The sequence below is a fragment of the Devosia sp. Root436 genome (assembly GCF_001426345.1).
GTDB lineage: Bacteria > Pseudomonadota > Alphaproteobacteria > Rhizobiales > Devosiaceae > Devosia.
In genome coordinates, this window is the sequence record NZ_LMEM01000001.1 from 456049 (window position 1) to 475343 (window position 19295).

At 65.5% G+C, this 19295-nt stretch carries 24 protein-coding genes and 2 pseudogenes; 9 read left to right on the forward strand and 17 right to left on the reverse strand.

The features are described from left to right. Window positions 1-49 precede the first annotated feature (49 nt). The 3 genes from ASD04_RS02280 to ASD04_RS02290 all read right to left on the reverse strand — a co-directional run bounded on the left by ASD04_RS02280 (window position 50) and on the right by ASD04_RS02290 (window position 1513). Window positions 50-277 (reverse strand): GIY-YIG nuclease family protein, encoded by a 228-nt coding sequence (locus ASD04_RS02280; protein ID WP_056251885.1) that lies wholly within the window; start codon window positions 275-277, stop codon window positions 50-52. 149 nt (window positions 278-426) lie between these two features. Further along, window positions 427-723, reverse strand: a complete 297-nt coding sequence (locus tag ASD04_RS02285; RefSeq protein ID WP_056251888.1) for a GIY-YIG nuclease family protein — start codon at window positions 721-723, stop codon at window positions 427-429. 169 nt (window positions 724-892) lie between these two features. Next, window positions 893-1513 carry a hypothetical protein gene (locus ASD04_RS02290; RefSeq protein ID WP_056252822.1) on the reverse strand — a complete coding sequence of 207 codons (621 nt, stop codon included), beginning with the start codon at window positions 1511-1513 and terminating at the stop codon, window positions 893-895. A 170-nt stretch (window positions 1514-1683) separates the two neighbouring features. On the opposite strand from ASD04_RS02290, the gene ASD04_RS02295 reads away from it, so the two are divergent. Next, entirely contained in the window at window positions 1684-2046 is a 363-nt protein-coding gene (locus ASD04_RS02295) for a hypothetical protein (protein WP_056251893.1), read from the forward strand. 328 nt (window positions 2047-2374) lie between these two features. On the opposite strand, the gene ASD04_RS02300 is transcribed toward ASD04_RS02295, so the two are convergent. Continuing rightward, window positions 2375-2746, reverse strand: coding sequence for a GFA family protein (locus ASD04_RS02300; protein ID WP_056251894.1), 372 nt, complete (start codon window positions 2744-2746; stop codon window positions 2375-2377). A 78-nt stretch (window positions 2747-2824) separates the two neighbouring features. Then, on the reverse strand, window positions 2825-3262 hold the full coding sequence (locus ASD04_RS02305; protein ID WP_056251897.1) for a peptidylprolyl isomerase: 438 nt from the start codon (window positions 3260-3262) through the stop codon (window positions 2825-2827). A gap of 226 nt (window positions 3263-3488) precedes the next feature. On the opposite strand from ASD04_RS02305, the gene ASD04_RS02310 reads away from it, so the two are divergent. Next, complete coding sequence (locus tag ASD04_RS02310; RefSeq protein ID WP_056251900.1) at window positions 3489-4703, forward strand: MFS transporter; 1215 nt, start codon at window positions 3489-3491, stop codon at window positions 4701-4703. On the opposite strand, the gene ASD04_RS02315 is transcribed toward ASD04_RS02310, so the two are convergent. Then, complete coding sequence (locus tag ASD04_RS02315; protein WP_200940213.1) at window positions 4700-6052, reverse strand: MFS transporter; 1353 nt, start codon at window positions 6050-6052, stop codon at window positions 4700-4702. The two genes, ASD04_RS02310 and ASD04_RS02315, sit on opposite strands and share 4 nt — an antisense overlap. Before the next feature lie 218 nt (window positions 6053-6270). Here ASD04_RS02315 and ASD04_RS20030 point away from each other — a divergent pair. Further along, window positions 6271-6375 (forward strand): annotated as a pseudogene (locus ASD04_RS20030) (DUF2934 domain-containing protein); the annotation flags it as partial. A gap of 87 nt (window positions 6376-6462) precedes the next feature. On the opposite strand, the gene ASD04_RS02325 reads toward ASD04_RS20030, so the two are convergent. Then, window positions 6463-6762, reverse strand: coding sequence for a hypothetical protein (locus ASD04_RS02325; protein WP_056251906.1), 300 nt, complete (start codon window positions 6760-6762; stop codon window positions 6463-6465). A gap of 127 nt (window positions 6763-6889) precedes the next feature. Here ASD04_RS02325 and ASD04_RS02330 point away from each other — a divergent pair, with 127 nt between their 5' ends. Beyond that, window positions 6890-7477, forward strand: coding sequence for a 5'-methylthioadenosine/S-adenosylhomocysteine nucleosidase (locus tag ASD04_RS02330; protein ID WP_244488226.1), 588 nt, complete (start codon window positions 6890-6892; stop codon window positions 7475-7477). 8 nt (window positions 7478-7485) lie between these two features. Here the strand turns inward: ASD04_RS02330 and ASD04_RS02335 are convergent, their stop codons facing one another. Continuing rightward, a complete protein-coding gene (locus ASD04_RS02335) occupies window positions 7486-7812 on the reverse strand; it encodes a hypothetical protein (protein ID WP_056251911.1) in 327 nt (108 codons plus the stop codon). A gap of 183 nt (window positions 7813-7995) precedes the next feature. On the opposite strand from ASD04_RS02335, the gene ASD04_RS02340 reads away from it, so the two are divergent. Beyond that, window positions 7996-8328 (forward strand): hypothetical protein, encoded by a 333-nt coding sequence (locus ASD04_RS02340; RefSeq protein WP_056251914.1) that lies wholly within the window; start codon window positions 7996-7998, stop codon window positions 8326-8328. Window positions 8329-8529: 201 nt separating this feature from the next. Then, window positions 8530-8886 (forward strand): annotated as a pseudogene (locus tag ASD04_RS02345) (cell wall hydrolase); the annotation flags it as partial. Between the two features lie 21 nt (window positions 8887-8907). On the opposite strand, the gene ASD04_RS02350 reads toward ASD04_RS02345, so the two are convergent. Both ASD04_RS02350 and ASD04_RS02355 read right to left on the reverse strand, forming a co-directional pair. Next, entirely contained in the window at window positions 8908-9378 is a 471-nt protein-coding gene (locus tag ASD04_RS02350) for a hypothetical protein (protein ID WP_244488227.1), read from the reverse strand. Window positions 9379-9464: 86 nt separating this feature from the next. After that, window positions 9465-10010, reverse strand: a complete 546-nt coding sequence (locus ASD04_RS02355) for a DUF2076 family protein (protein WP_082530921.1) — start codon at window positions 10008-10010, stop codon at window positions 9465-9467. 181 nt (window positions 10011-10191) lie between these two features. Between ASD04_RS02355 and ASD04_RS02360 the strand changes: the two genes are divergently transcribed. Further along, the gene (locus ASD04_RS02360) at window positions 10192-10560 is read left to right on the forward strand and encodes a hypothetical protein (RefSeq protein ID WP_056251920.1); all 369 of its coding nucleotides are present in this window, start codon (window positions 10192-10194) and stop codon (window positions 10558-10560) included. Window positions 10561-10619: 59 nt separating this feature from the next. On the opposite strand, the gene ASD04_RS02365 is transcribed toward ASD04_RS02360, so the two are convergent. The 3 genes from ASD04_RS02365 to ASD04_RS02375 all read right to left on the reverse strand — a co-directional run bounded on the left by ASD04_RS02365 (window position 10620) and on the right by ASD04_RS02375 (window position 13526). Further along, window positions 10620-10892, reverse strand: coding sequence for an EscU/YscU/HrcU family type III secretion system export apparatus switch protein (locus ASD04_RS02365; RefSeq protein WP_056251922.1), 273 nt, complete (start codon window positions 10890-10892; stop codon window positions 10620-10622). Next, window positions 10889-12631 carry a flagellar hook-length control protein FliK gene (locus ASD04_RS19940; protein ID WP_056251924.1) on the reverse strand — a complete coding sequence of 581 codons (1743 nt, stop codon included), beginning with the start codon at window positions 12629-12631 and terminating at the stop codon, window positions 10889-10891. Before ASD04_RS19940 ends, ASD04_RS02365 begins: the two co-directional genes overlap by 4 nt. A gap of 148 nt (window positions 12632-12779) precedes the next feature. Then, window positions 12780-13526, reverse strand: a complete 747-nt coding sequence (locus ASD04_RS02375) for a glycosyltransferase family 2 protein (RefSeq protein WP_056251928.1) — start codon at window positions 13524-13526, stop codon at window positions 12780-12782. Window positions 13527-13760: 234 nt separating this feature from the next. Between ASD04_RS02375 and ASD04_RS02380 the strand changes: the two genes are divergently transcribed. After that, the gene (locus ASD04_RS02380; protein WP_162245094.1) at window positions 13761-14558 is read left to right on the forward strand and encodes a FecR domain-containing protein; all 798 of its coding nucleotides are present in this window, start codon (window positions 13761-13763) and stop codon (window positions 14556-14558) included. A 6-nt stretch (window positions 14559-14564) separates the two neighbouring features. On the opposite strand, the gene ASD04_RS02385 is transcribed toward ASD04_RS02380, so the two are convergent. Next, entirely contained in the window at window positions 14565-15065 is a 501-nt protein-coding gene (locus ASD04_RS02385) for a DUF1993 domain-containing protein (RefSeq protein WP_056251933.1), read from the reverse strand. Window positions 15066-15159: 94 nt separating this feature from the next. Between ASD04_RS02385 and ASD04_RS02390 the strand changes: the two genes are divergently transcribed. Further along, window positions 15160-15981 (forward strand): ion channel, encoded by an 822-nt coding sequence (locus tag ASD04_RS02390; RefSeq protein ID WP_056251935.1) that lies wholly within the window; start codon window positions 15160-15162, stop codon window positions 15979-15981. A gap of 9 nt (window positions 15982-15990) precedes the next feature. Here ASD04_RS02390 and ASD04_RS02395 read toward each other — a convergent pair whose 3' ends face one another. Genes ASD04_RS02395 through ASD04_RS02405 form a run of 3 tightly spaced genes read right to left on the reverse strand, consistent with a single transcriptional unit; the run spans window position 15991 to window position 19293 of the window. Beyond that, on the reverse strand, window positions 15991-18690 hold the full coding sequence (locus ASD04_RS02395; protein ID WP_056251938.1) for a sensor histidine kinase: 2700 nt from the start codon (window positions 18688-18690) through the stop codon (window positions 15991-15993). Continuing rightward, entirely contained in the window at window positions 18690-18926 is a 237-nt protein-coding gene (locus ASD04_RS02400; RefSeq protein ID WP_056251941.1) for a hypothetical protein, read from the reverse strand. The genes ASD04_RS02395 and ASD04_RS02400 overlap by 1 nt, the downstream gene beginning before the upstream one ends. Continuing rightward, window positions 18910-19293, reverse strand: coding sequence for a response regulator (locus ASD04_RS02405; RefSeq protein WP_056251943.1), 384 nt, complete (start codon window positions 19291-19293; stop codon window positions 18910-18912). The genes ASD04_RS02400 and ASD04_RS02405 overlap by 17 nt, the downstream gene beginning before the upstream one ends. Window positions 19294-19295 lie beyond the last annotated feature (2 nt).

The window sequence follows — 19295 nt, forward strand, 5'->3', positions numbered from 1 at the left end:
TCGCCGGGGTGACACGGTGGGTGGGCGGGCATGCGGGCTGACGGGCGCTTCAGAACCCCAAATCCTTGGACAAATCCCGCCAGTCCAGGTTCATCGCCTCGATCAGCCGGTCCTTCCAGGGACGTTTCCAGTCCTTGATCCGCTTCTCCCGCAGGATGGCCGCCTCGACGTCCTCATGCACTTCGTACCAGACCAGCTTGTCGCAATCGTAGCGATCGGTGGAGCTGTCTAGATCGCGCCGCGCTTGCGGTTGGCCATGATGACTTGGGGCACGCAACTTTCAACATTCTCGGTGTCATTCCGGCGAAGGCCGGAATCCATCCTGAGATGGCCCAACCTGCCGTAGATGCGGAAAGACCTCAGGATGGACCCCGGCCTTCGCCGGGGTGACACCGTGGGTGGGCGGGCATGCGGGCGACAGCGGCGTCAGAACCCCAAATCCTTGGACAAATCCCGCCAACCGGGGTTCATCGCCTCGATCAGCCGATCCTTCCAGGGCCGGTGCCATTCCTTGATCCGCTTCTCCCGCAGGATGGCGGCCTCAACGTCCTCATGCACTTCGTACCAGACCAGCTTGTCGCAGTCGTAGCGGTCGGTGAAGCTGCCCTTGAAGACGTGGTTCTTGTGCTGCCAGACACGCCCTTCGGGATTGCCGGTCACGCCGGTATAGACCGCGCCGCGCTTGCGGTTGGCCATGATGTAGACGAGATAAATCCTGCTCATGGCTCGAACAAAGCATGAACGATCTGCGCTTTCAACTCTCTCGGTGTCATTCCGGCGCAGGCCGGAATCTATCCTGAGATGGCCGGGCGTTCCGTGGGCATGGAAAGACCTCAGGATGGATTACGGCCTTCGCCGGGATGACACGGCGATTCGGGCAAGCCCTCCGACCTTACCGCAACAGTCCTTCGCGCTCGAACGCCGCCCAGTCCACCAGTTCCACGCGCTCGCCATCCCCATCCGGCACCCCCTGTCCCGTCTTCTCCGCCCGCGCCAGCTTGCGCTGCCAGGCCGCCCGCTGGCGGTTCTCCCGCGCCGTTTCGGCGTCCTGTTCGCGCCAGTCGTCGATGACGCCGCTGTCGAGCAGGTCTTCCACCATCCGTGGGTCGAAGACGTGGAAGGTGATCTTGCGGGCGCGGCCGCGCAGTTTCACCGTGCGGATGCCGGCGCTGGGCAGGCGGCCGTCCTTGAGCCAGCGGTGCCGCTCGGTGGTTTTGATATCGAGGATATCCTCGATCTCGCGCGGAATGACCGGCAGGCTCTCGATGCCGACCAGGCCAGCCGAGACGAGTGCCGCCGCGTCGCGAAACGCTGCCGCCTCGCTTTCGGGCAGGCGCAGCAGCAGTTCGCTGCCCCGGATATCGAGCGCCTTGCGCAGCTTCAGCGGCAGCCGGGCCCGCATTTCGAGCATGATGCCCCTGGCGCGCACTGACGAGCCCAGCGTGGCGCCTGATGGCAGCGCCCATTCCCGGGTCAGCTTTGCTTCGTCAGCGGATTTCGCGGCGCGTTTCATGCCGTCCAGATAGGCGCGTTGCGCCCGCACGGCAACGCGCAGACGGACAAATCGCGCTGGTGTGAAACCCTTCTATCGCCCGGCATTTTGTCCGGACCGGCCGCGTCAGCCTCACTTCTCCCCCTCCCGCCCCGTTGCCTTATCCTGTCCTCTCACCGGAGGGACCCCAAATGACCCAACCCAAACTCAGCCGCCGTGCCATTATTGCCTATAATCGCTTCTCCAAGGACCTGGCCGCGCTCAACTACGTGCTGCGCAAGGCCAAGCCGACGGGCATGGTGGGCGATCTGACGCTGCGCCAGTTCAACGCCATCTGCCACGCGGCCAACCGCCTGTTCGCCCGCGAACCGGCCATGCCGCGCTTCCTGTGGATCGATCTGGAGCGGCCGCTGACCGTGGCCGATTTCGCCATTCTGGTGTCGCGGCTGACGGCAGCATCGCTGGCCTTCGAGGAGCGCTATGAGTACCTGACGCGCGCGCCGGCGCCTGCCCCCGCGCTCGATAGCGACGGCTTTCCATCCAAGCATGTCTGAACCGCCGGGAAAAAACTTATCCCCGCTCCGGGCGCCCATGCCATCATGCCGTCATTCCCGCCATTCACGCGGCCCCGACGCAGGGCCGGGCGGGGAGACCGTGGGACGGGGGCGCCTGTTCAGTGAGGGGAAATACGGCAGCCGGACCTGCAATACTGGTACCGCCTGAACCATACCTCATGCAAAAGCGGATCGTGATGGGCGGCGAGTCAAAGGCCGCCCATTACCCGTGTAACCGCAAGCGCAAGCCGGGCGGCAATTTCGGCTGTCCGGTCCCTCCCCGCTGCCGCAACCAATCCGCGATCACAGCAAGTCGGCCTCGGCACGCCTAGCCCCGGTCGCGCTCATATCCCATCATACCCGGAAATTCCGGCAGCCACGCCTCCCGCCGCAGGGTCCAGCCTTCATAGCTCGGCACGAACTGGTTCGGCGCGTCCAGCGTGCCCAGATGCACTTCCACTTCGTCGCCGCTGCGGGCGAAGACCGATGAGCCGCAGCGGGGGCAGAAGTGGCGGCCCTGATAGGCGTGTGCGTCCCCTTCGATGGTCACCGCGTCCTGCGGGAAGATCGCGGCGGCGTAGAACAGCGCGCCGTGATGCTTGCGGCAATCGAGGCAGTGGCAGATGCCCACGCGAAGCGGGCGCCCCGTCGCCACGAGGCGAACATTGCCGCAGAGGCATCCGCCGGTAAATCGGTCCATGCTGCATCTCCTCCTCAGGCGTGGAGGGCAACACTAGCCCATGCGGCGACGGCGCGCCCGCCCTGCTTCATCCGGCCGTCAGGCCGCCTGGACGATCTCGAGCAGTTCGACGTCGAACACCAGGTCCTGCCCGGCCAGCGGATGGTTGGCGTCGACCTTGACGCTCCTGTCATCCACTTCCACCACGGTAATCGGCAACATGCCGCCATCGGCGGTTCGCGCCTGCAATTGCGTGCCGGGGCGCACATCGATGCCCGAAGGCACCTTGGCGCGGTCCAGCGTCTGGATGGCTTCGGCACGGTGCGGGCCATAGGCCTCGGCGCAGGGAATGGTCACGGTGTCCTTCTGGCCCGGCTCCATACCGGCGACATGGGCTTCGAGGCCCCTGATGACCTGGCCCAGGCCGATGGTGAATTCCAGCGGCTCCTTGCCGGCGGAGGAGTCGAACTGCGTGCCGTTGGTCAGGCGCCCGGTATAGTTGATGCGGACGACGTCGCCCATCTTGGCTTCCGTCATGGCTGTTTCCTTCTGTGAGTGCGGGCGGATTGCTCGACGCCCTTTTCCAGCGAGGCCGCGCAAGGTGCGCGACAGCGAGGGTCCAATGTAGGGACTGAGGCCCAGATGTAAACCGCTGCGGGGCAAATCGGCGCTCGGCCGCCCGTCAACAATGTTACTCCCACCATGTCGATTTCAACGGCTAGCGTTCGTCTTTAAGGTGCAAACGCTTGAGGAGCGGCGAAAAATGGAAAATCGATATGGTTGGGTCATCGTCGGCGCCGGTGCGCTGATCACCTGTCTGGCGATGGGCGCGATGTTCGCCCTGCCCGTCTATCTGCAACCGATGGCCGACGAAACCGGCTGGACGCGGGCCGGTATTTCCGGCGCCATGACCATCGGCTTCATCGTCATGGGCGTGGCCGGCTTCCTCTGGGGCACGCTGACCGATCGCATCGGCGCCAGGCCGGTGGTGCTGATCGCGGCCGTCACGCTGGGGCTGGGCCTGTTCATCGCCAGCCGGGCCAATGACCTGCTGGTCTTCCAGATCGCCTATGGCGGGCTGGTGGGGGCTTCCGGTGGCGCCTTTTTCGCGCCGCTGATGGCCACCGTCATCGGCTGGTTCGACAAGCATCGCAGCCTTGCCGTGTCGCTGGTCTCGCTGGGCGGCGGCGTCGCGCCCATGGTGATCACGCCGCTGGCCACCGTGCTCATCGAGCAGATGGGCTGGCGCAATGCGATGATGACGACCGCCTTGGTGGCGACTGTTCTCATTCTGCCCACCGCCATGCTCATCCGCCGGCCGCCCGCCGTCATGAACGCCCCGGCCGAGGGTGGCGAGACGCCCATGCCCGCCGCGCGTCCCTCCATTGCCAGCGTCTTCCGCAAGCCGCAATTCATCGTACTGGCCGGCGTGTTCTTTCTCTGCTGCGCCGCCCATTCCGGGCCGATCTTCCACACGGTGAGCTATGCCATGCTGTGCGGCGCCTCGGCCCTGGCCGCAGCCAGCATCTACAGCGTCGAGGGCGTGGCCGGGCTGTTCGGCCGGCTGATCTTCGGCGTGCTGGCCGACCGGCTGGGGGTCAAGCGGGTCATCGTCGGCGGCCTCGTGCTGCAGGCGGTGGGCATCTATACCTACATCTATATCGGCGAGCTGACCCAGTTCTACATGCTGGCCATGGTGCTGGGCCTGGCCTATGGCGGCGTCATGCCGCTCTATGCCGTGCTGGCCCGCGACTATTTCCCGGCCCATGTCATGGGCACGGTGCTGGGCGGCATCACCATGACGTCGAGCATCGGCATGGCCTTCGGCCCGGTGGGTGGCGGCTGGCTGTTCGATACCTATGGCGACTATCACTGGCTCTATGTCAGCTCGGCCGCCATCGGACTGGCAGCAGCCCTGGTCGCCCTCACCTTCCCCCGGCCAGGCGTGCCGCAGCAAGGGCAGTTGCAGCCAGCCTAGGCCGGATTGGCGGCCGGTGTACCGCCACCGGCCGCATCGTCATCGGACCCCCTGGCGTAGAATGCCGAGAGCTGCCGGTATTGCGGCGAGTTGAATGCCAGGATGGTGACGATCACTCCGACCACGCCGGCCAGCGTGAAGACCAGGGCGATGCCCCGCTCCGGCCCGGTGCCGAACCAGCTGCCGATAGTGTCGGCCCCGGCGCCATCGGTCATCAGCGGGATGAAGTAGAACTGGGTCAGCGGGCCGATGAGAAAGGCCGTCAGCGGCGAGGCGGACTGCTCGATCGACTGGGCGAAGCCGAAGACGCGCCCCTGCCGCTCCAGCGGCACCACCTTCTGCAGGGTGGTATGCTCAGCGGCTTCGGCATAGGGGCCCAGCAGCATCCAGACGAACATGCCGCCGGCCAGCAGCCAGATCGAGCTTTGCAGCGTAAACACGCAGCAGACCGACCAGGTGATCACATTGACCATCAGCAGCGTCCGCAACGGATTTTTGCCCAGCCCGGTCCGCGAAATGACGATGCCGCTGATGATGAAGGCCGTCGACAGCACGCCGAACAGCAGCCCCCAGACCTGGACCGATACCAGCGACAGGCCATAGGCATCGAGCAAGGCCATGAAGATGCCGCCGAGGAAATTGTTGAAGGTGGCAAAGAAGATCAGTGCAAATAGCCCCGGCACGGCGGCGACGACGCGGATGGTGCCCTTGATGTCCACTGTCTTGGGCGCAGCCGGTTCGTCCGGTGTCGGCTCGGCCCGGCCCTCGTCAATGCGCACGAAATTCAGATGCATGAAGGCCAGCAAGGTCAGCGCCAAGGCCAGCAGCAGGGTTGCGAACATGCCGCCCCAGGCGACCAGAAACCCCGATATCACCGATGTCGTGAGAAAGCCGATGCCGCTGACCATGCCGACCAGGCCGTTGGCCTTGTCGCGCTCATCCTCGGGGATCAGGATGGTCATCAGCGTCGGCAGGGCGATGCTGCGGATATTGCCGGCGATGACGCCCAGCATCACCAGGAATACGAAGCCCCAGAGATACCAGCCATAGGGATTGGCAAAGGCACCTTCGGGCTCGAACAGCACCATGGCCAGCGACAGCACATAGAAGCCGAGCGACACCAGGCTCGACCCCATCATGGCCAGCTTCTTGGGGTTGTGGTCGACGATGCTGCCCAGCCAGAAGCCGAAGGCGGCGGTGAACACCAGGTAGACGCCGGCGATCATGCCGGTGGCGAAAACCGATTGCGTCTCGATATAGACCCAGAAGGTCAGTGCGAACCACACGGTGAAATTGGTGATGTTGGCCACCAGATTGTTGGCCAGGATGTGGTGGAATGGCTTGGTCATCATGTCACCTGAAACGGCTCGCCGGGCGAGCCAAACTATTGGCATTCGGTCCGAATTCCAACCGGTAACGCGCGGCGGCATCAGCCGGTGTCGGCAGCGGACCTTGCCGCAAGGACGTGGCAGGCCGGCCGGCGCCGACAGAGGCACCCATGCCGGCATTCACCCTCCGGAAACCATGTTCGGGCAGGCTGCGGCCATCAGTCAGCGTGAGGCAACCGATGGAAGATCAGGTGAGACACCGTGCCTATGAATTGTGGGAGGCCGATGGGCGCCCGCAGGGGCAGGATCAGCGATACTGGTTCGCGGCCATGGCCGAACTGGCAACCGCCGTACCGGCGGTTGCCCCGCAGATAGTCGCGCCGCCGCGCAAGCGGGCGCCGCGCGTCAAGAAGGCCGCCTGATCGCCGGGCTCAGCAGCCCGGCTGGCGGGGCCAATAGACGTCGCTGTCGAAGTCTTGCGGGATCGGCGAGAGCCGCGAAATGGCCAGTGCGGCAAATTCCACCTGCAGGGCGAAATGGCGGATATCGTCGGGCATGGGACGGCCGGTGATGAATTCGCGGTTGCGCCATTCCTGCAGGCGGCAGGATCGCAGGCGGCGGCGGGCCTCGGCCTCAACATCCTCGACCAATACGGACATCATCGCAGGATCGGAACCGCGCCGCGCCGGCTCGGTCCATTCCCTGCTCTCCTCGATCACCGCGAAACGCACGTCAGTCCCCTGAAGCCCCACAGCATGCCTTCTGGCGCTGCCTGTCGCATCAGATTGCCACGTCCCGATTACCGAACCGGTAATGAGGGCGCTTGGCAAGCGGCCGGGTCATGCTAGCCTTGGCGGCATGAACATCCTTTATGTCATGGCTGTGGAGGCCGAATACGGGCCGCATCTGCAAGCCCGGATCACGCCGCTGATATCAGGAATCGGCCCGGTGGAAGCGGCTGTAGCCGTGACACAGGCGCTGGCCGACGCGCATCATGCCGGCACCGCGCCCGACCTCGTCGTCTCGCTCGGTTCGGCCGGCTCGCGCGTACTGGAGCAATGCGGCCTCTACCAGGCCAGCAGCGTTTCCTATCGGGACATGGATGCCTCCGCTCTCGGTTTCCCCAAGGGGCAGACGCCGCTGCTCGATCTGCCGCCGGTGCTGCCGTTGCGCGTAATCGACGGCTTGCCCAGCGCCACGCTCTCGACCGGGGCTAATGTCGTTTCGGGCACCGCCTATGACGGCATCGACGCCGAGATGGTGGATATGGAAACCTATGCGGTGCTGCGCGCCTGCCAGGCGTTTGACGTGCCGCTGCTCGCCCTGCGGGGTATTTCCGATGGCACGGCCGAACTCGGCCATGTCGATGACTGGCGGCAATACCTGCATATCATCGACGAGAAGCTGGCAGCCGCCATCGACCTCATCGAGGCGGCTATCCTGTAGGGCCCCCGCTAGCGCCCGGCCGCCTTCTTGTCGCGGCGCGCGCGGCTCCAGATGTTCCATTTGCGCGTGCCACGCACGATGGCCGAATTGACCGGTCCCTGCAGGAACACCAGATCGAGCGCCAGCAACAGCAGGCCGAGCGGCAGCATCCAGATGCCGAGGACCGGCAGGAAGCTGAAGATGCCGCCAAGCACCAGCAACAGCCCCAGCGGGATGCGGATCCAGCGCGCCTCGGGGCGGCGGATACGCTGCAGCAGGCGCGCGGCGAAGTCGGGTATGCGGCGCTGCAGGCGGTCGAACTGGCGGTTGAGGCGGGCGCGGCTCTTGGTTGCCATGGTCGGTCCCCTCTTCTGGCAATGCTCCAACTGCAATCTGGGGTGACGAAGGCGGCGGGCCAAGAGGGGCGGGGTCACATTTTCGCGGGAACCGGCCTTGAAAGCATGCGCTGCGTCACCGTCGGGAACCTCCAGGCTCAGCATGAGTTGAGCCTGCAACCACCACTCACCCGGAGCCTTCCCATGGCCACAGCAGCAAAACGCACACTCAAGACTGTCGAAGACGCCGGGGAAAGCGTGTCGGACGCGCTGTTCGACCAGATCGCCGCCCTGCGTAAGGAAATCGCCGCCGTGGCCGATGCGGTCGGCGACTATGGCGGTCATCATCTGGGCGATGTGCAGCACAATGCGCTGGCTCTGGCCAAGGAAGTCCGTCACCAGGGCGCCGTGATGGCGCGCCAGGTCAACCGCCAGGCCAGCGTGGCCGGCAAGGCGATCCAGGACAATCCGGTGCCGGTACTCGTGGCGCTTGGCACCATCGCCCTGCTTTCGGCACTCCTCTTCACGCGCGACTAGCTTTTGCGAATTCGTTAACCCTCTCGCTCAGACCTTCCTTAAGTCTGGTGGGGCATTTTCGGTCAGGCTTGCACAATTGCAACAGACCGGAGATATCCCATGGCGCTTTCCAGAGCCCTCCTGCGTTTGGCCGCCCTTGCCGTCGCCGCGACGAGTCTCGGCGGGTGCAGTTTTCTCGGCCTCAATTTCGGCATGGCCCAGCTTTCCGAAAAGGAATGCATGATGCGCGCCATGTATTTCGAGTCCAACCGCTCCAGCGCCGAGGGCATGCTGGCCGTTGGAACGGTGGTGATGAACCGCGTCAACGACGCCCGTTACCCCAGGACCGTGTGCGGCGTGGTGGGCCAGAAAAATCAGTTCGCCCAAGGCGTGCTCACCCGCAAGATGACCGATAGCGGCGCCATTCTGGCCTCGCAGATGGCCGATCAGGTGTTGCGCGGCGCACGGCATCCCGGCGTGCAGAATGCCCAGCATTTCCACACGGCCGGGCTGCGTTTCCCCTATAACAACATGTATTACGTGCTCGAAGCGGGCGGCAACGAGTTCTACGAGAAGCGGACCCCCGGCACGTTCTGACGGCTACCTTGCCTGCACCAGGGCACGGCTGAGGAAGAAGCCGTGGCCATCGGCACGGGCGCAGGTCAGGCCGCGCCGCTCCGACAGGCACTGGAACGGCCCGAGCGTGACGACGTGGTCATACTGGAACTGCTGGGTCAGCGAGCAGCAGCTGGCATCGCCGACATCCTCGATCAGGTAGCCCTCGCCCTGCCCGCCCAGTATGGCACGAACATAGTTCGGCTCGACCCGGTCGCACTGGATTTCGGCGAGGCCATCCTGTGTCTCGTAGAACGAGGTGCCGCCTGCCGGCGTATAGATGCAGCCGATATTGCCAGAGGGCATGACGAACGCCACCTGCCCCTCGTCATTGGCAAAGACCTGCTGCACCTCGTAGGCCTTGGCCGGCAGCCCGAGCAGGACGATCAGCGCGGCAAACCCGGCGAAGACGAGTGAATTGCGCACCAGGGCGCGACGGTGACGGGTAGTGAGCATGGCCATGACCCTCATTGGCTTTGCGATGAGAGCCGGTATGGCAGGCAGGCAATGAACGGACGCTGGCGCGCCCATTCAGCTGGCATTTAAAAATCGCCGCCGATGTCGAAGTCGCCGCCGTCGAAGTCATCGCCGCCGGTATGGTAGTCCTGGTCGACCGAGGTGTCGCCGCCATGTTCCTGCGCATGGGCGTCCCCGGTCAGCATGCCGGCGATGGCGCTGCCGAGCAGCATGCCGCCCGCGACTCCCATGGCCGTCTGCGCCGCCCCGGCCAGAAAGCCGCCGCCCTGCCCGCGCCTGTTGTCATAGTCGCCCTGCTGGCGATCCCATGGGCCGCGCGAGCGCGCCGGGCGCCGCTGCGGCGCCTCGTCCCCGCCGAACAGTCCGCCGAGAAATCCGCCCGTCGGGCGCTGGCTGGCCTCGAGCTGCTCGATGCGCTGCTGCGCCTGCTGCAGCGCCTGCTCCTGGATCAGGATGGTCTGCGCCATGTAGTAGGGCGCCGGTGCAAATTCGCGCAGCCGCTGCTGGATCAGCCCTTCGGCATCGCGATCGCGCGGCGGGCTGTTGCGGGCCACATCCTCGATGCGATCGAACAGCCCGTCGATCGCCTGCTGGTCTTGCTGGTTTGGCATGTGTCCACTCCCTGAGCGACTGATGATGCACAGGAAGTGGGCAGCCCGACCGTGGGTTGCAATGGGTGGCATTTTATCTGCCGCAAAAATGCCATCAGTCGGTCCAAACTTTGCCGGAAGCGGCGGTGTAACGAGACTGTGATCGGCCACCCAAGTTGCCGAATCTACAGGGAAAATACCAATGAACACCAAGATCCTGCTGCCGCTCGCCGCCGTCGCCATGCTCACCCTGGCCGCCTGCAGCAACCCGGAAACGCCAGCCGAAACCCCCACCGATACCGCTCCGGCCGCCGAAGTCGTGGCGCCGGCTCCCGCCGAGCCGGCAATGGCCCCCGCCGCCAATACGACCGCGGTTACGCCGGATCAGGCCATGCAGGCCATCCAGGAGCAGGCTGCGACCATGACCGACGCTCAGAAGGCCGAGACCATCGCCGCGGCGCGCAAGGCGGCCGAGGATGCCGCCACGGCGCAGGGCCTCACGGCCGAGCAGATCAAGCAGGCCGGCGACATGGCCGAAACCGCCACCAAGCAGATGCTCGGCGTCCAGTAACGCCGGCCCTCTACGCAGGAAGCGCCCGGCATGCAGCGAGCATGCCGGGTTTTTTCTGCTTATTTCTGGCTGCTGACCCGCAGCACATAGCCGATGACGATGGCTACGGCCTCATAGAGTTCGAGCGGGATGGTGTCGTCGAGCTCGACGCCGCTCAGTGCCTCCGCCAGCACCGGATTGGTCTCGATGACGACACCGTTGTCGCGCGCCAGGTCCACGATGCGCTCGGCCAGCAGTCCCCGGCCCTTGGCGACGACGCGGGGGGCGTCCCGCGTCCCCTTCTCATACTGCAGCGCCACGGCGAGGGCGCGGGGCTTGCTCTCGTCGCTCATGTGCGCGCATCCACGAAATGGCCCGACGGCGCGGCGGGAGCCGCGAGCGGTTCGCCGTGACGGACGATGATGGCACTGGGTTGCAGACCCGCCCCGGCCAGCGCTTCGCGCAGTGTGGCAATCTCGGCGTCGAGCGCTGCCGAGGCCGCCGGCTCGGTGGCCCACAGCATCACCCCGACAGCCCCGCCCCGCAGGGTGACCTGCGCCCCCACCTCGCCCATATCGGGCAGGCTAAGCGCGAAGCGCATCTGCCAGCCACGCTCGGCGGCGGTCTCGGCCTCATTGTGCTGGTCACGGTGAATCTGCAGTTGCATCAGCGTCTGGTGCGTCCCCACCATGACGGGCAGGTCCATGCTCAGGTCGGCCGTGCGGCCCACCGGATCGGGCAGCGAGGCATGCTGGTGCAGCCGCACCCGCGCCAGCGCCGATTCCGTGCGCTCCAGTAGGTGCTTGCCCACTTGTTCGGGGGCCGCTTTCGGATCGAGCGGTGGCGCTTCGGCGGCCCGCGCCCTTGGCGTGCTGCCGCGCAAAGGCGGCGGAATTTGCGCGACGGGAGCGACCGGCGCCTGCTGGCCAAGCCACGAGGTCAGCGTCTGGCGCAGGGCCAGCAACGCCGATTTCATGTCCGGCTGCATCAGGGGCTGGCCGCGCGCCAGATTGGCCTCCTGAAACACACCGGAGCCGCGAATAGCCGTCTGCAAGGCGGTGCCGTCGAAGCGCGGGCCATCGATTGCCGTGCGGGCCGCCAGCACCTGCTGGGCGGCGCGCGCGACCGGCTCGGGCAGCACGACCCTTCCGGCAATGCTCGAAAGCGCCGTGGTCAGCGCCGTGACCGAGCCCTGACGCGGCACCGAAGCCTGCACCATCTGGGCCAGGGCGGCCTGCGGCGTCGCTGCCGGTGGGGCCGGCTGTTGCGGCAGCGCATTGCCCGGCGAGGAATGCGCGGTGGCATTGGCCGTGACGGTAGTGGCGACCACCGGGCGCACGGCACCCGCAACCACCGCGGGTGATGCCGGCCGGGCCGGTACGGTCGCCGTTGCCGCCGCGGCTGCCGCCAGGGGATTGCGAGGCGCGGGCGTCGCCGCCTGCGGGTAGATCGCTGCCGGTGCGGCCGCCGGCTGCGACGGCGGCGCGGCAGTAGCGGCCGGTGGCGGGGCGGGCGGCTGCGCGATAGTGGCCGGAGCGGCCGGCGCTGGTGTCGTCGCCGGTGCGGCCTGGACCGGCGGTGGCGCGCCTTGCGGCAATGCTGCCTGTGCCGGCATGGGAGCACCGGCACTGGCGGCTGGTTGTGGCGTCACGACCGTCGCGGCCGGCACCGGCGAGCTTACCGTTGCAGGCTGCGCCAAAGATGCGGCGGGCGCCGGCACTGCGCTGGCGGGCGGTGGTGGTGGCGAAGCCATGCCTGCCTGCGGCGGCAGGGGAATATTGGCCTGCGGGCCTGGCGCGGCCGGGGCCGGACTGGCCGGTGGCAAGGCAACCGGCGTGGTGGCCGTCTGCAGCGCCAGGCGCAATTGCGCGCCGCTGCCCTGCACTTCCAGCTTGATGATCTCGCCGGCCTTGACCAGCGTCGGCAGCACCAGGTTCAGCAACTGCCCCTTGATCTCGACCTGCGTGCCGCCATTGGGCGCCGGGCCGACGATTTTTGCATCCAGGACCTGGCCTGACTGCAACGCCAATGCCTGCAGCGCCCCGGTGCGGGCGGCGGTGACGAACTGGGGCAGTTGCGAGGGGATCGACATGGCGTTCCGGCCCTCTGCCGCTCCATGCGGCAACCCATTCTAGCGCGGCATCAGCATCCGATGATTCCCGCCTGTTGGGAAACTTAACATCGCCTGACCAAAAGCCAGCGTTATTCCGAACAGGTTGGCCGCGACGGGCCTCGGGCCGTCAGTCCGGACGGATATCGGTGTATTCCTTGGTCGCCGGCTTGCCGCGGAAGGTCACCCAGAAAAAATTCAACGTATAGGTGCCTGCAGTACGGAACACGCCTTCTTTTTCAAGGCGTCGGCCTGAAGTTTTCATCTTGAGCGCGAAGGTCCATTTGACGCCGCCGACCTTGGACAGGCGCACGGCGACATCGGTGTCCTCGCCGAAGAACTGGATGGAGCGGTCATAGCCGCCGACCTGCTGCCAGGCGGCCCGCTTGAACACGAAATTGCCCCCCTGCACCACCGAGCCGACGCGCAGCACGTAGCGGTTGATGACGTAGATCAGCCAGGTGAGCCCATAGAACATGTTCACCAGGAACCGGCTCCAGGCGCTCATGTCATAGTAGACATAGGGGCCGCTAAGGCAGACCAGCCCGGGATCGCGGGCAAATTCGGACAGCACGGTGTCGAGCCAGCCTGATGGAACAATGGTGTCGCTGTCGATATTGGCGATCAGTTCGAACCCTTCGCTGGCCGCAAAGCCGGCGTCGCGCGCATTGACCAGGCCCTTTTTGGGCTCATCGACCACGCGCACCGTGGGGAAGCTGCGGGCGATCTCGCCGGTGCGGTCGGTCGAGGCATTGTTGACCACGATGATTTCGGCATCCGCACCGGAACGGGCAATTTCCGCCACCACGGATTCGAGGCATTTGCCGATCAGCGCCTCTTCGTTATAGGCCGGTATGACGAATGCCAGTTTTCTCATGGCTGCCTCTTGCTGGGCTGCGAGCGGAGCGCCGCAATCGCCTGCAAATAGCCGCTGGCCGCGGCAACGGCAACAGAGGACGGCACCTTTTCCCGCTTGTTGCCGGGCAAGACTGCCGACTTCGCGATAGTCCACGCGCTTCCTCGCCGCTTCTGCTAGAATAGCGCCAATACTACGTTCATACAGCGTTCAGTCGCGTGTTGCGACAAGCGGGGCATGATGAAACAGCTTCTGTTGAGACATTTGCTTGTGGTTCTGCTGTCCTCCGCGGTGCCCGCTGCCTTTGCAGCCGGGGAAGGCACGGCCGTCGGCGTCAACCCCGACGCAGTGGCGCAGCTCAATTCGCCCGACCGCATCCTCGAAGTGGGTGCCGACGTCTCGGTGGGCGAGCGCATCGTCACCGGCTCCGAGGGCCAGGTGCAGATCGTCTTCGACGACGATACGAGGCTCGTGGTCGGCCCGCACAGCACGCTGCTGATCGAGACCTATCTCATGGCCAGCAGCAATACGGCCCAGCAACTGACGATCAATGCGCTGGGCGGCTCGTTCCGCTTCATTACCGGCAACAGCCCCAAGCCGGCCTATTCCATCCGCACCCCAACCGCTGCCATCGCCGTGCGCGGCACCGAGTTCGACATCATCGTCGAGCGCGGCGATACCAAGGTCATGATATATGAGGGTGCCCTGCAGCTCTGCAATCCGGGCGGACTCTGCCAGGAGGTCACCCGCCGCTGCGAAGTCGCCGCCGCCAGCCGCGACGCGGTGAGCCTGTTCGTGCGCAACGACCCACAGCGCCTGCCGTTGAGCTACCAGTTCCGATATGCGCGCTTCCAGGCGCCTTTGCTGCCACCCTTCCGGGTGGGTGGCACAGCCCTTTGCGCCGAGGCGCCCGAGGACCAATTCTCGCAGAGCAGTACTGACAGCGCTGGCCCGCTCACGCCGACACCTACGCCAACACCAACACCAACACCCAAGCCAACGCCTCCGCCGCCACCCCCTCCTCCCCCCATAAGGGGCGGCGGCAAGATTTAGCTGGCGTCAGCCGATATAGTCGCGCTTGCCGATTGGCACGCCGGCATGGCGCAGGATGGCGTAGGCGGTGGTGACGTGGAAGAAGAAGTTCGGCAGCGCCCGCTCGGTCAGATAGGCCTGGCCGGACATGGCGACATCCTTGCCGCCCAGTTTCAGCGTCACTTCGCGCGTGTCGCCGCCGTCGAGGTCTTCCGGCCTGATCGTCGCCAGCAGGTCGAGCGCCTTTCGGATACGGGCGCGCAACTGCTCGAAGCTCTCTTCGGTATCGGGCCAGGACGGGACTTCGCGGCCGGCCAGGCGCGACACGCAGCCCTTTACGTGGTCGGTGGCGATCATCACCTGCCCGCGGAACGGGATCATGTCCGGCGCCAGCCGCATGTTGGACAGCACCAGCGTATCGAACTTGCGCTCGGCCGCATTGGCCTCGGCTTTATCCATGACCGCCAGCAGGTTGGTCAGCATGCGGGTAAAGATCGGCACGGTCATGCCATAGACGGAGATGGTCATCGCAAATTGCCTTGCAAAAGTTAGTTGATTGTCGCGTCCCGAACGGGAACTGTCTTCTTGCGCCTGCCGTTGCAGGCTGGCAAGGCAATCGGTCATGAGTGCGAAAAAAGACAAGACGGCGGAAGACGCCGCGGACAATCCGACCGGTTTCCGCAGGCTGCGCTCCACGCTGCGGCTGCTCTATCACAGCCAGTCGCCCGGCGCGCAGCGCTTCCAGTTTGCCGTGCTGATCGTCGATCTGGCGATCATTGCCTTCTTCATCGCCACGCCGCTGCTGCGCGATGACGATTCGTTCCTGTGGATCGACTATTCCATCGCCGCCCTGCTGGCGGCGGACCTGGTGGCGCGGGCGCTGGCCTCCACCAATATCCTGCGCTGGCTGCGGCAGATGCCCGTCATCATCGATATCTTCATCCTGGCGACGCTGTTGGCGCCGACCTGGCTGGTCAATCTCGGCTTCCTGCGCATCCTGCGCCTGTGGACGCTGACCCGCACCACCACATTCTGGCACCCGTTGCAGAAGCGCGGGCTCGATCCCTACCGGGAGCCGGTGCAGGCCGTCATCAACCTGCTGGTCTTTCTCTTCGTGATGACCGGCATGGTCTATACCGCCTTCGCCAACCGTGACGAACATGCCAGCATTGCCGGCTATGTCGATGCCCTCTACTTCACCGTTACCGCCGTCACCACCACCGGCTTTGGCGATATCGTGCTGCCGGGCACCTGGGGCAAGCTGGCCTCGATCGTCATCATGATAACCGGCATTTCGCTGTTCGTGCGCCTGGCGCAGGCGATTTTCCGGCCGGCCAAGGTGCATTTCCCCTGCCCGCAATGCGGGTTGCAAAAGCACGACCCGGACGCCGTCCACTGCAAGGCCTGCGGGCACCTGCTCAATATCCCCGACGACGGGCACTAAGGCCAAACTCTACTTTATCACCGCCAGGCGGACGAGGAAGCATGCGCCGGGCAGCGGTCCCGGCGCGAGATCGAGCGAGCCGTTCATGCGGGCCACGATCTGCCGCGAGATGGCCAGCCCCAGGCCGGCCCCGCCCTGATCGGCCATGCCGCCGGGGCCCCGCCAGAACTTTTCGAAGATCAGCTTGCGCTCGCGCTTGGCGATGCCCGGCCCGTTATCGGCAATCTCGGCCACATAGCTGCCCGCCTTGATCGTGGAGGTGATGCGGATGACCGGCTTGTCGGAGTCGTTGTATTTCACCGCATTGGAAATGAGGTTGATGAACACCTGGCACAGCCGGTCCGCATCGCCCTCCACCATGGTCGGCTGCGCCCGCTCGCCCAGTTCCACCTTCATGCCACGCTGGCGCAAAAGCGCCTCGCACACCGCCAGCGCCCGGTCCAGCGCCGCTTCGGCATCGATAGGCACATTGTCCCAGGTCCGCTCACCGCGCTCCAGGGCGCTGAGGTCCAGGATTTCGTCGAGCAGCTTGGTCAGGCGCAGGCTTTCCTGGTGGATGGTGGAGACGAAATGCTGGCGCTGGTCCACGTCGATATCGTCGCTGTCGAGCAGGATTTCCGAGAAGGAGCGAATGGACGTCATCGGCGTGCGCACTTCGTGACTCACCTGGCTCAGGAATTCGTCCTTCTGGCTGTCGAGCTCGCGCAGTTGCGCATTGGCATCCTCGAGCTGGCGCGCCGTGGAGCGCAATTCGGCCGAGGTCTTTTCGAGCTGCTGGGAATATTCGATGACCTGCTGGGTCTCGTCGGCCATCTGCATCATTTCTTCCAGCGACACATCGCTGCCCGATACCACCTTGGACAGCATCACATGCGCCGAGGCGGCGCCGATGGAGCCGGCCAGCTCACGCTCCAGCCTGCCGATGAATTCGGGCGACGGCTCCAGCATATCGGGGTCGACCCCGCTGTCGCGCGCCTCGGTTTCGAACAGGGCGGCGGCGCGCCGCTCGCCCAGCACCCGCTCGGCCACGAAGAACAGGTCATTGGCGGTGGCCGAGCCGCGCACGAAATTGCCGCGCGTCGCCTGGCCGCGCTTGAACACGTCCACGAAGACGCTGGCCTGGATGCGCTCCAGCGCCGACTGGGTGGTGAGCAGCGACCCCAGCGTCAGCGTCAGCACGTTCACCAGCAGGCTCCAGAACGCCGCATGGGCGAGCGGATCGATGCCGTCCAGCCCGAACATGGCCTCGGGGCGCAGCCAGGAAATGCCCCAGGGGCCTTCGTCCAGCAGCATGGCCACCTGCGGCGATACCGATTCGAACGAGGGCAGGAAGCTGCACCACACCCAGAAGACGAAGCCGGCGGCGATTGCCGCGGTGGCGGCCTTGAGCGAAGCGTCCCGCCAGAACAGGGCGGCAATGACGGCGGGGAAGAACTGGGCGATGGCGGTGAAGGAAATCAGCCCGATCGGCGCCAGGGCATCGGAGTCGCGAGTGAAAAAGAAGTAGAAGAAGCCCAGCGACAGGATCAGCACGATGGAGAAGCGCCGGGCGATCAGCAGCATGCTGGTCACCCCCTGCCCGTCCCCGCTTCCCGCCGGGCTGAGCCGCAGGATCAGCGGCATGACGATGTGGTTGGAGACCATGATCGACAGCGCGATGGATTCGAGGATGATCATCGAGGTCGCCGACGAGAAGCCGCCGATGAAGGCGAACATGGCCAGCGCGTCCTGCCCGAAGGCCATCGGCAGCGTCAGCGCGAACATGTCGGGGTTGGAGCCTGCTGGCATGGTCGTCATCCCGAACACGGCGATGGGCAGGATGAAAAGGCTCATCAGCAGCATGTAGGCCGGGAAGGCCCAGCTGGCGACGCGCAGGTGGTTCTCGTCGGAATTTTCCACCACCGTCACCTGGAACTGGCGCGGCAGGCAGACGATGGCCGCCACAGACAAGGCCAACGTGGTCAGCCAGCGCGAGTCGAAGGTATTGGTGGCATCGACGACGACGCCGACCTCGGCGGCCTTGCTGAAGATGTTCTCGAAGCCGCCGCCGACGAAAACCACGAAGATACCGACCGCGAGCAAGGCCGCCAGCTTCACCACCGCCTCGAAGGCGATGGCGGCCACCACGCCATGATGCTGCTCCTTGGCATCGACATGGCGCGTGCCGAACAGGATGGTGAACAGCGCCATCGCGGCCGCGACCCCGAAGGCGAGTCCGACATCGTCGATGCCCTTGAGGCTGCCCCGCCCGAATTCGGACGAGCCGGCTACCGCCTGGATCGACGAAGTCACCGCCTTGAGCTGCAGGGCGATATAGGGCGCTATGCCGATGACGGCGATGCAGGTGATGAGCACGGCGAGCCGGTTGGACTTGCCGAAGCGCGAGGACAGGAGGTCGGCGACCGAGGTGAGCCGCTGGTTGTGGCTGATGCGGACCAGCCGCCGCAACAGGAACCACCAGCCGACAAAGACCAGTGTCGGCCCCAGATAGATGGTGAGGAATTCCAGCCCCGAGCGCGCGGCATTGCCGACGGCGCCATAGAAGGTCCAGCTCGTGCAATAGACCGAGATCGACAGCGTATAGACAGCCGGCGAATGCAGGAACGACTTGGTGTTCACCCGGGCGCGCCGGTCCCCGAAATAGGCCAGCACGAAGAGCAGGCCGACATAGCCCACGGCCGTTGCGATGACGAAATCGGCCGACAGCATCAGCGCTCACCCTCGCGCGGCTCGGCATCGGGTCGTTCATGCGGCAGCGCATGGGTGAGCAGCGCCGTGCCCACGATCAGCAGGGCCCAGACCGCGAACAGGTAGAAGACGATCTGCGGGATGCCGAAATGGGCGATGGGCTGGTCGAAGACAAACACCAGCGGCGGCAGCATCAACACTGCACCCAGCACGGTCAGTAGCAGCATGCCGCCGCGGAGCTTACGGCGTTCCGCCATTTTCGCCCAGCAACTGACGGACCGCGTCTACGACTTCTGCATTGGCATAGGGCTTGGTGATGAACACGTCCGCGCCGAACTCCTCGGCGATGCGCCTGTCCTGCTGCTGGCCCTTGGCCGTGAGGATCAGCACCGGCAGCGTGCGGATTTCGGCGTCGGCCCTGATCTGCTTGAGCACCTCGAAGCCGCTGCGCTTGGGCAGCATCACGTCGAGCACCAGCACGCGCGGGCGCAGTCGCCGCACGCCCTCGAGCGCCGCCTCGCCATCGGTAACCGCGCTGATCGTCCAGCCTGCGCGCCGCAGGATGAAGTCGAGCGATTCGAGAATGCTCGGCTCGTCCTCGGCTATGAGTATGTCGACTGCCAAAA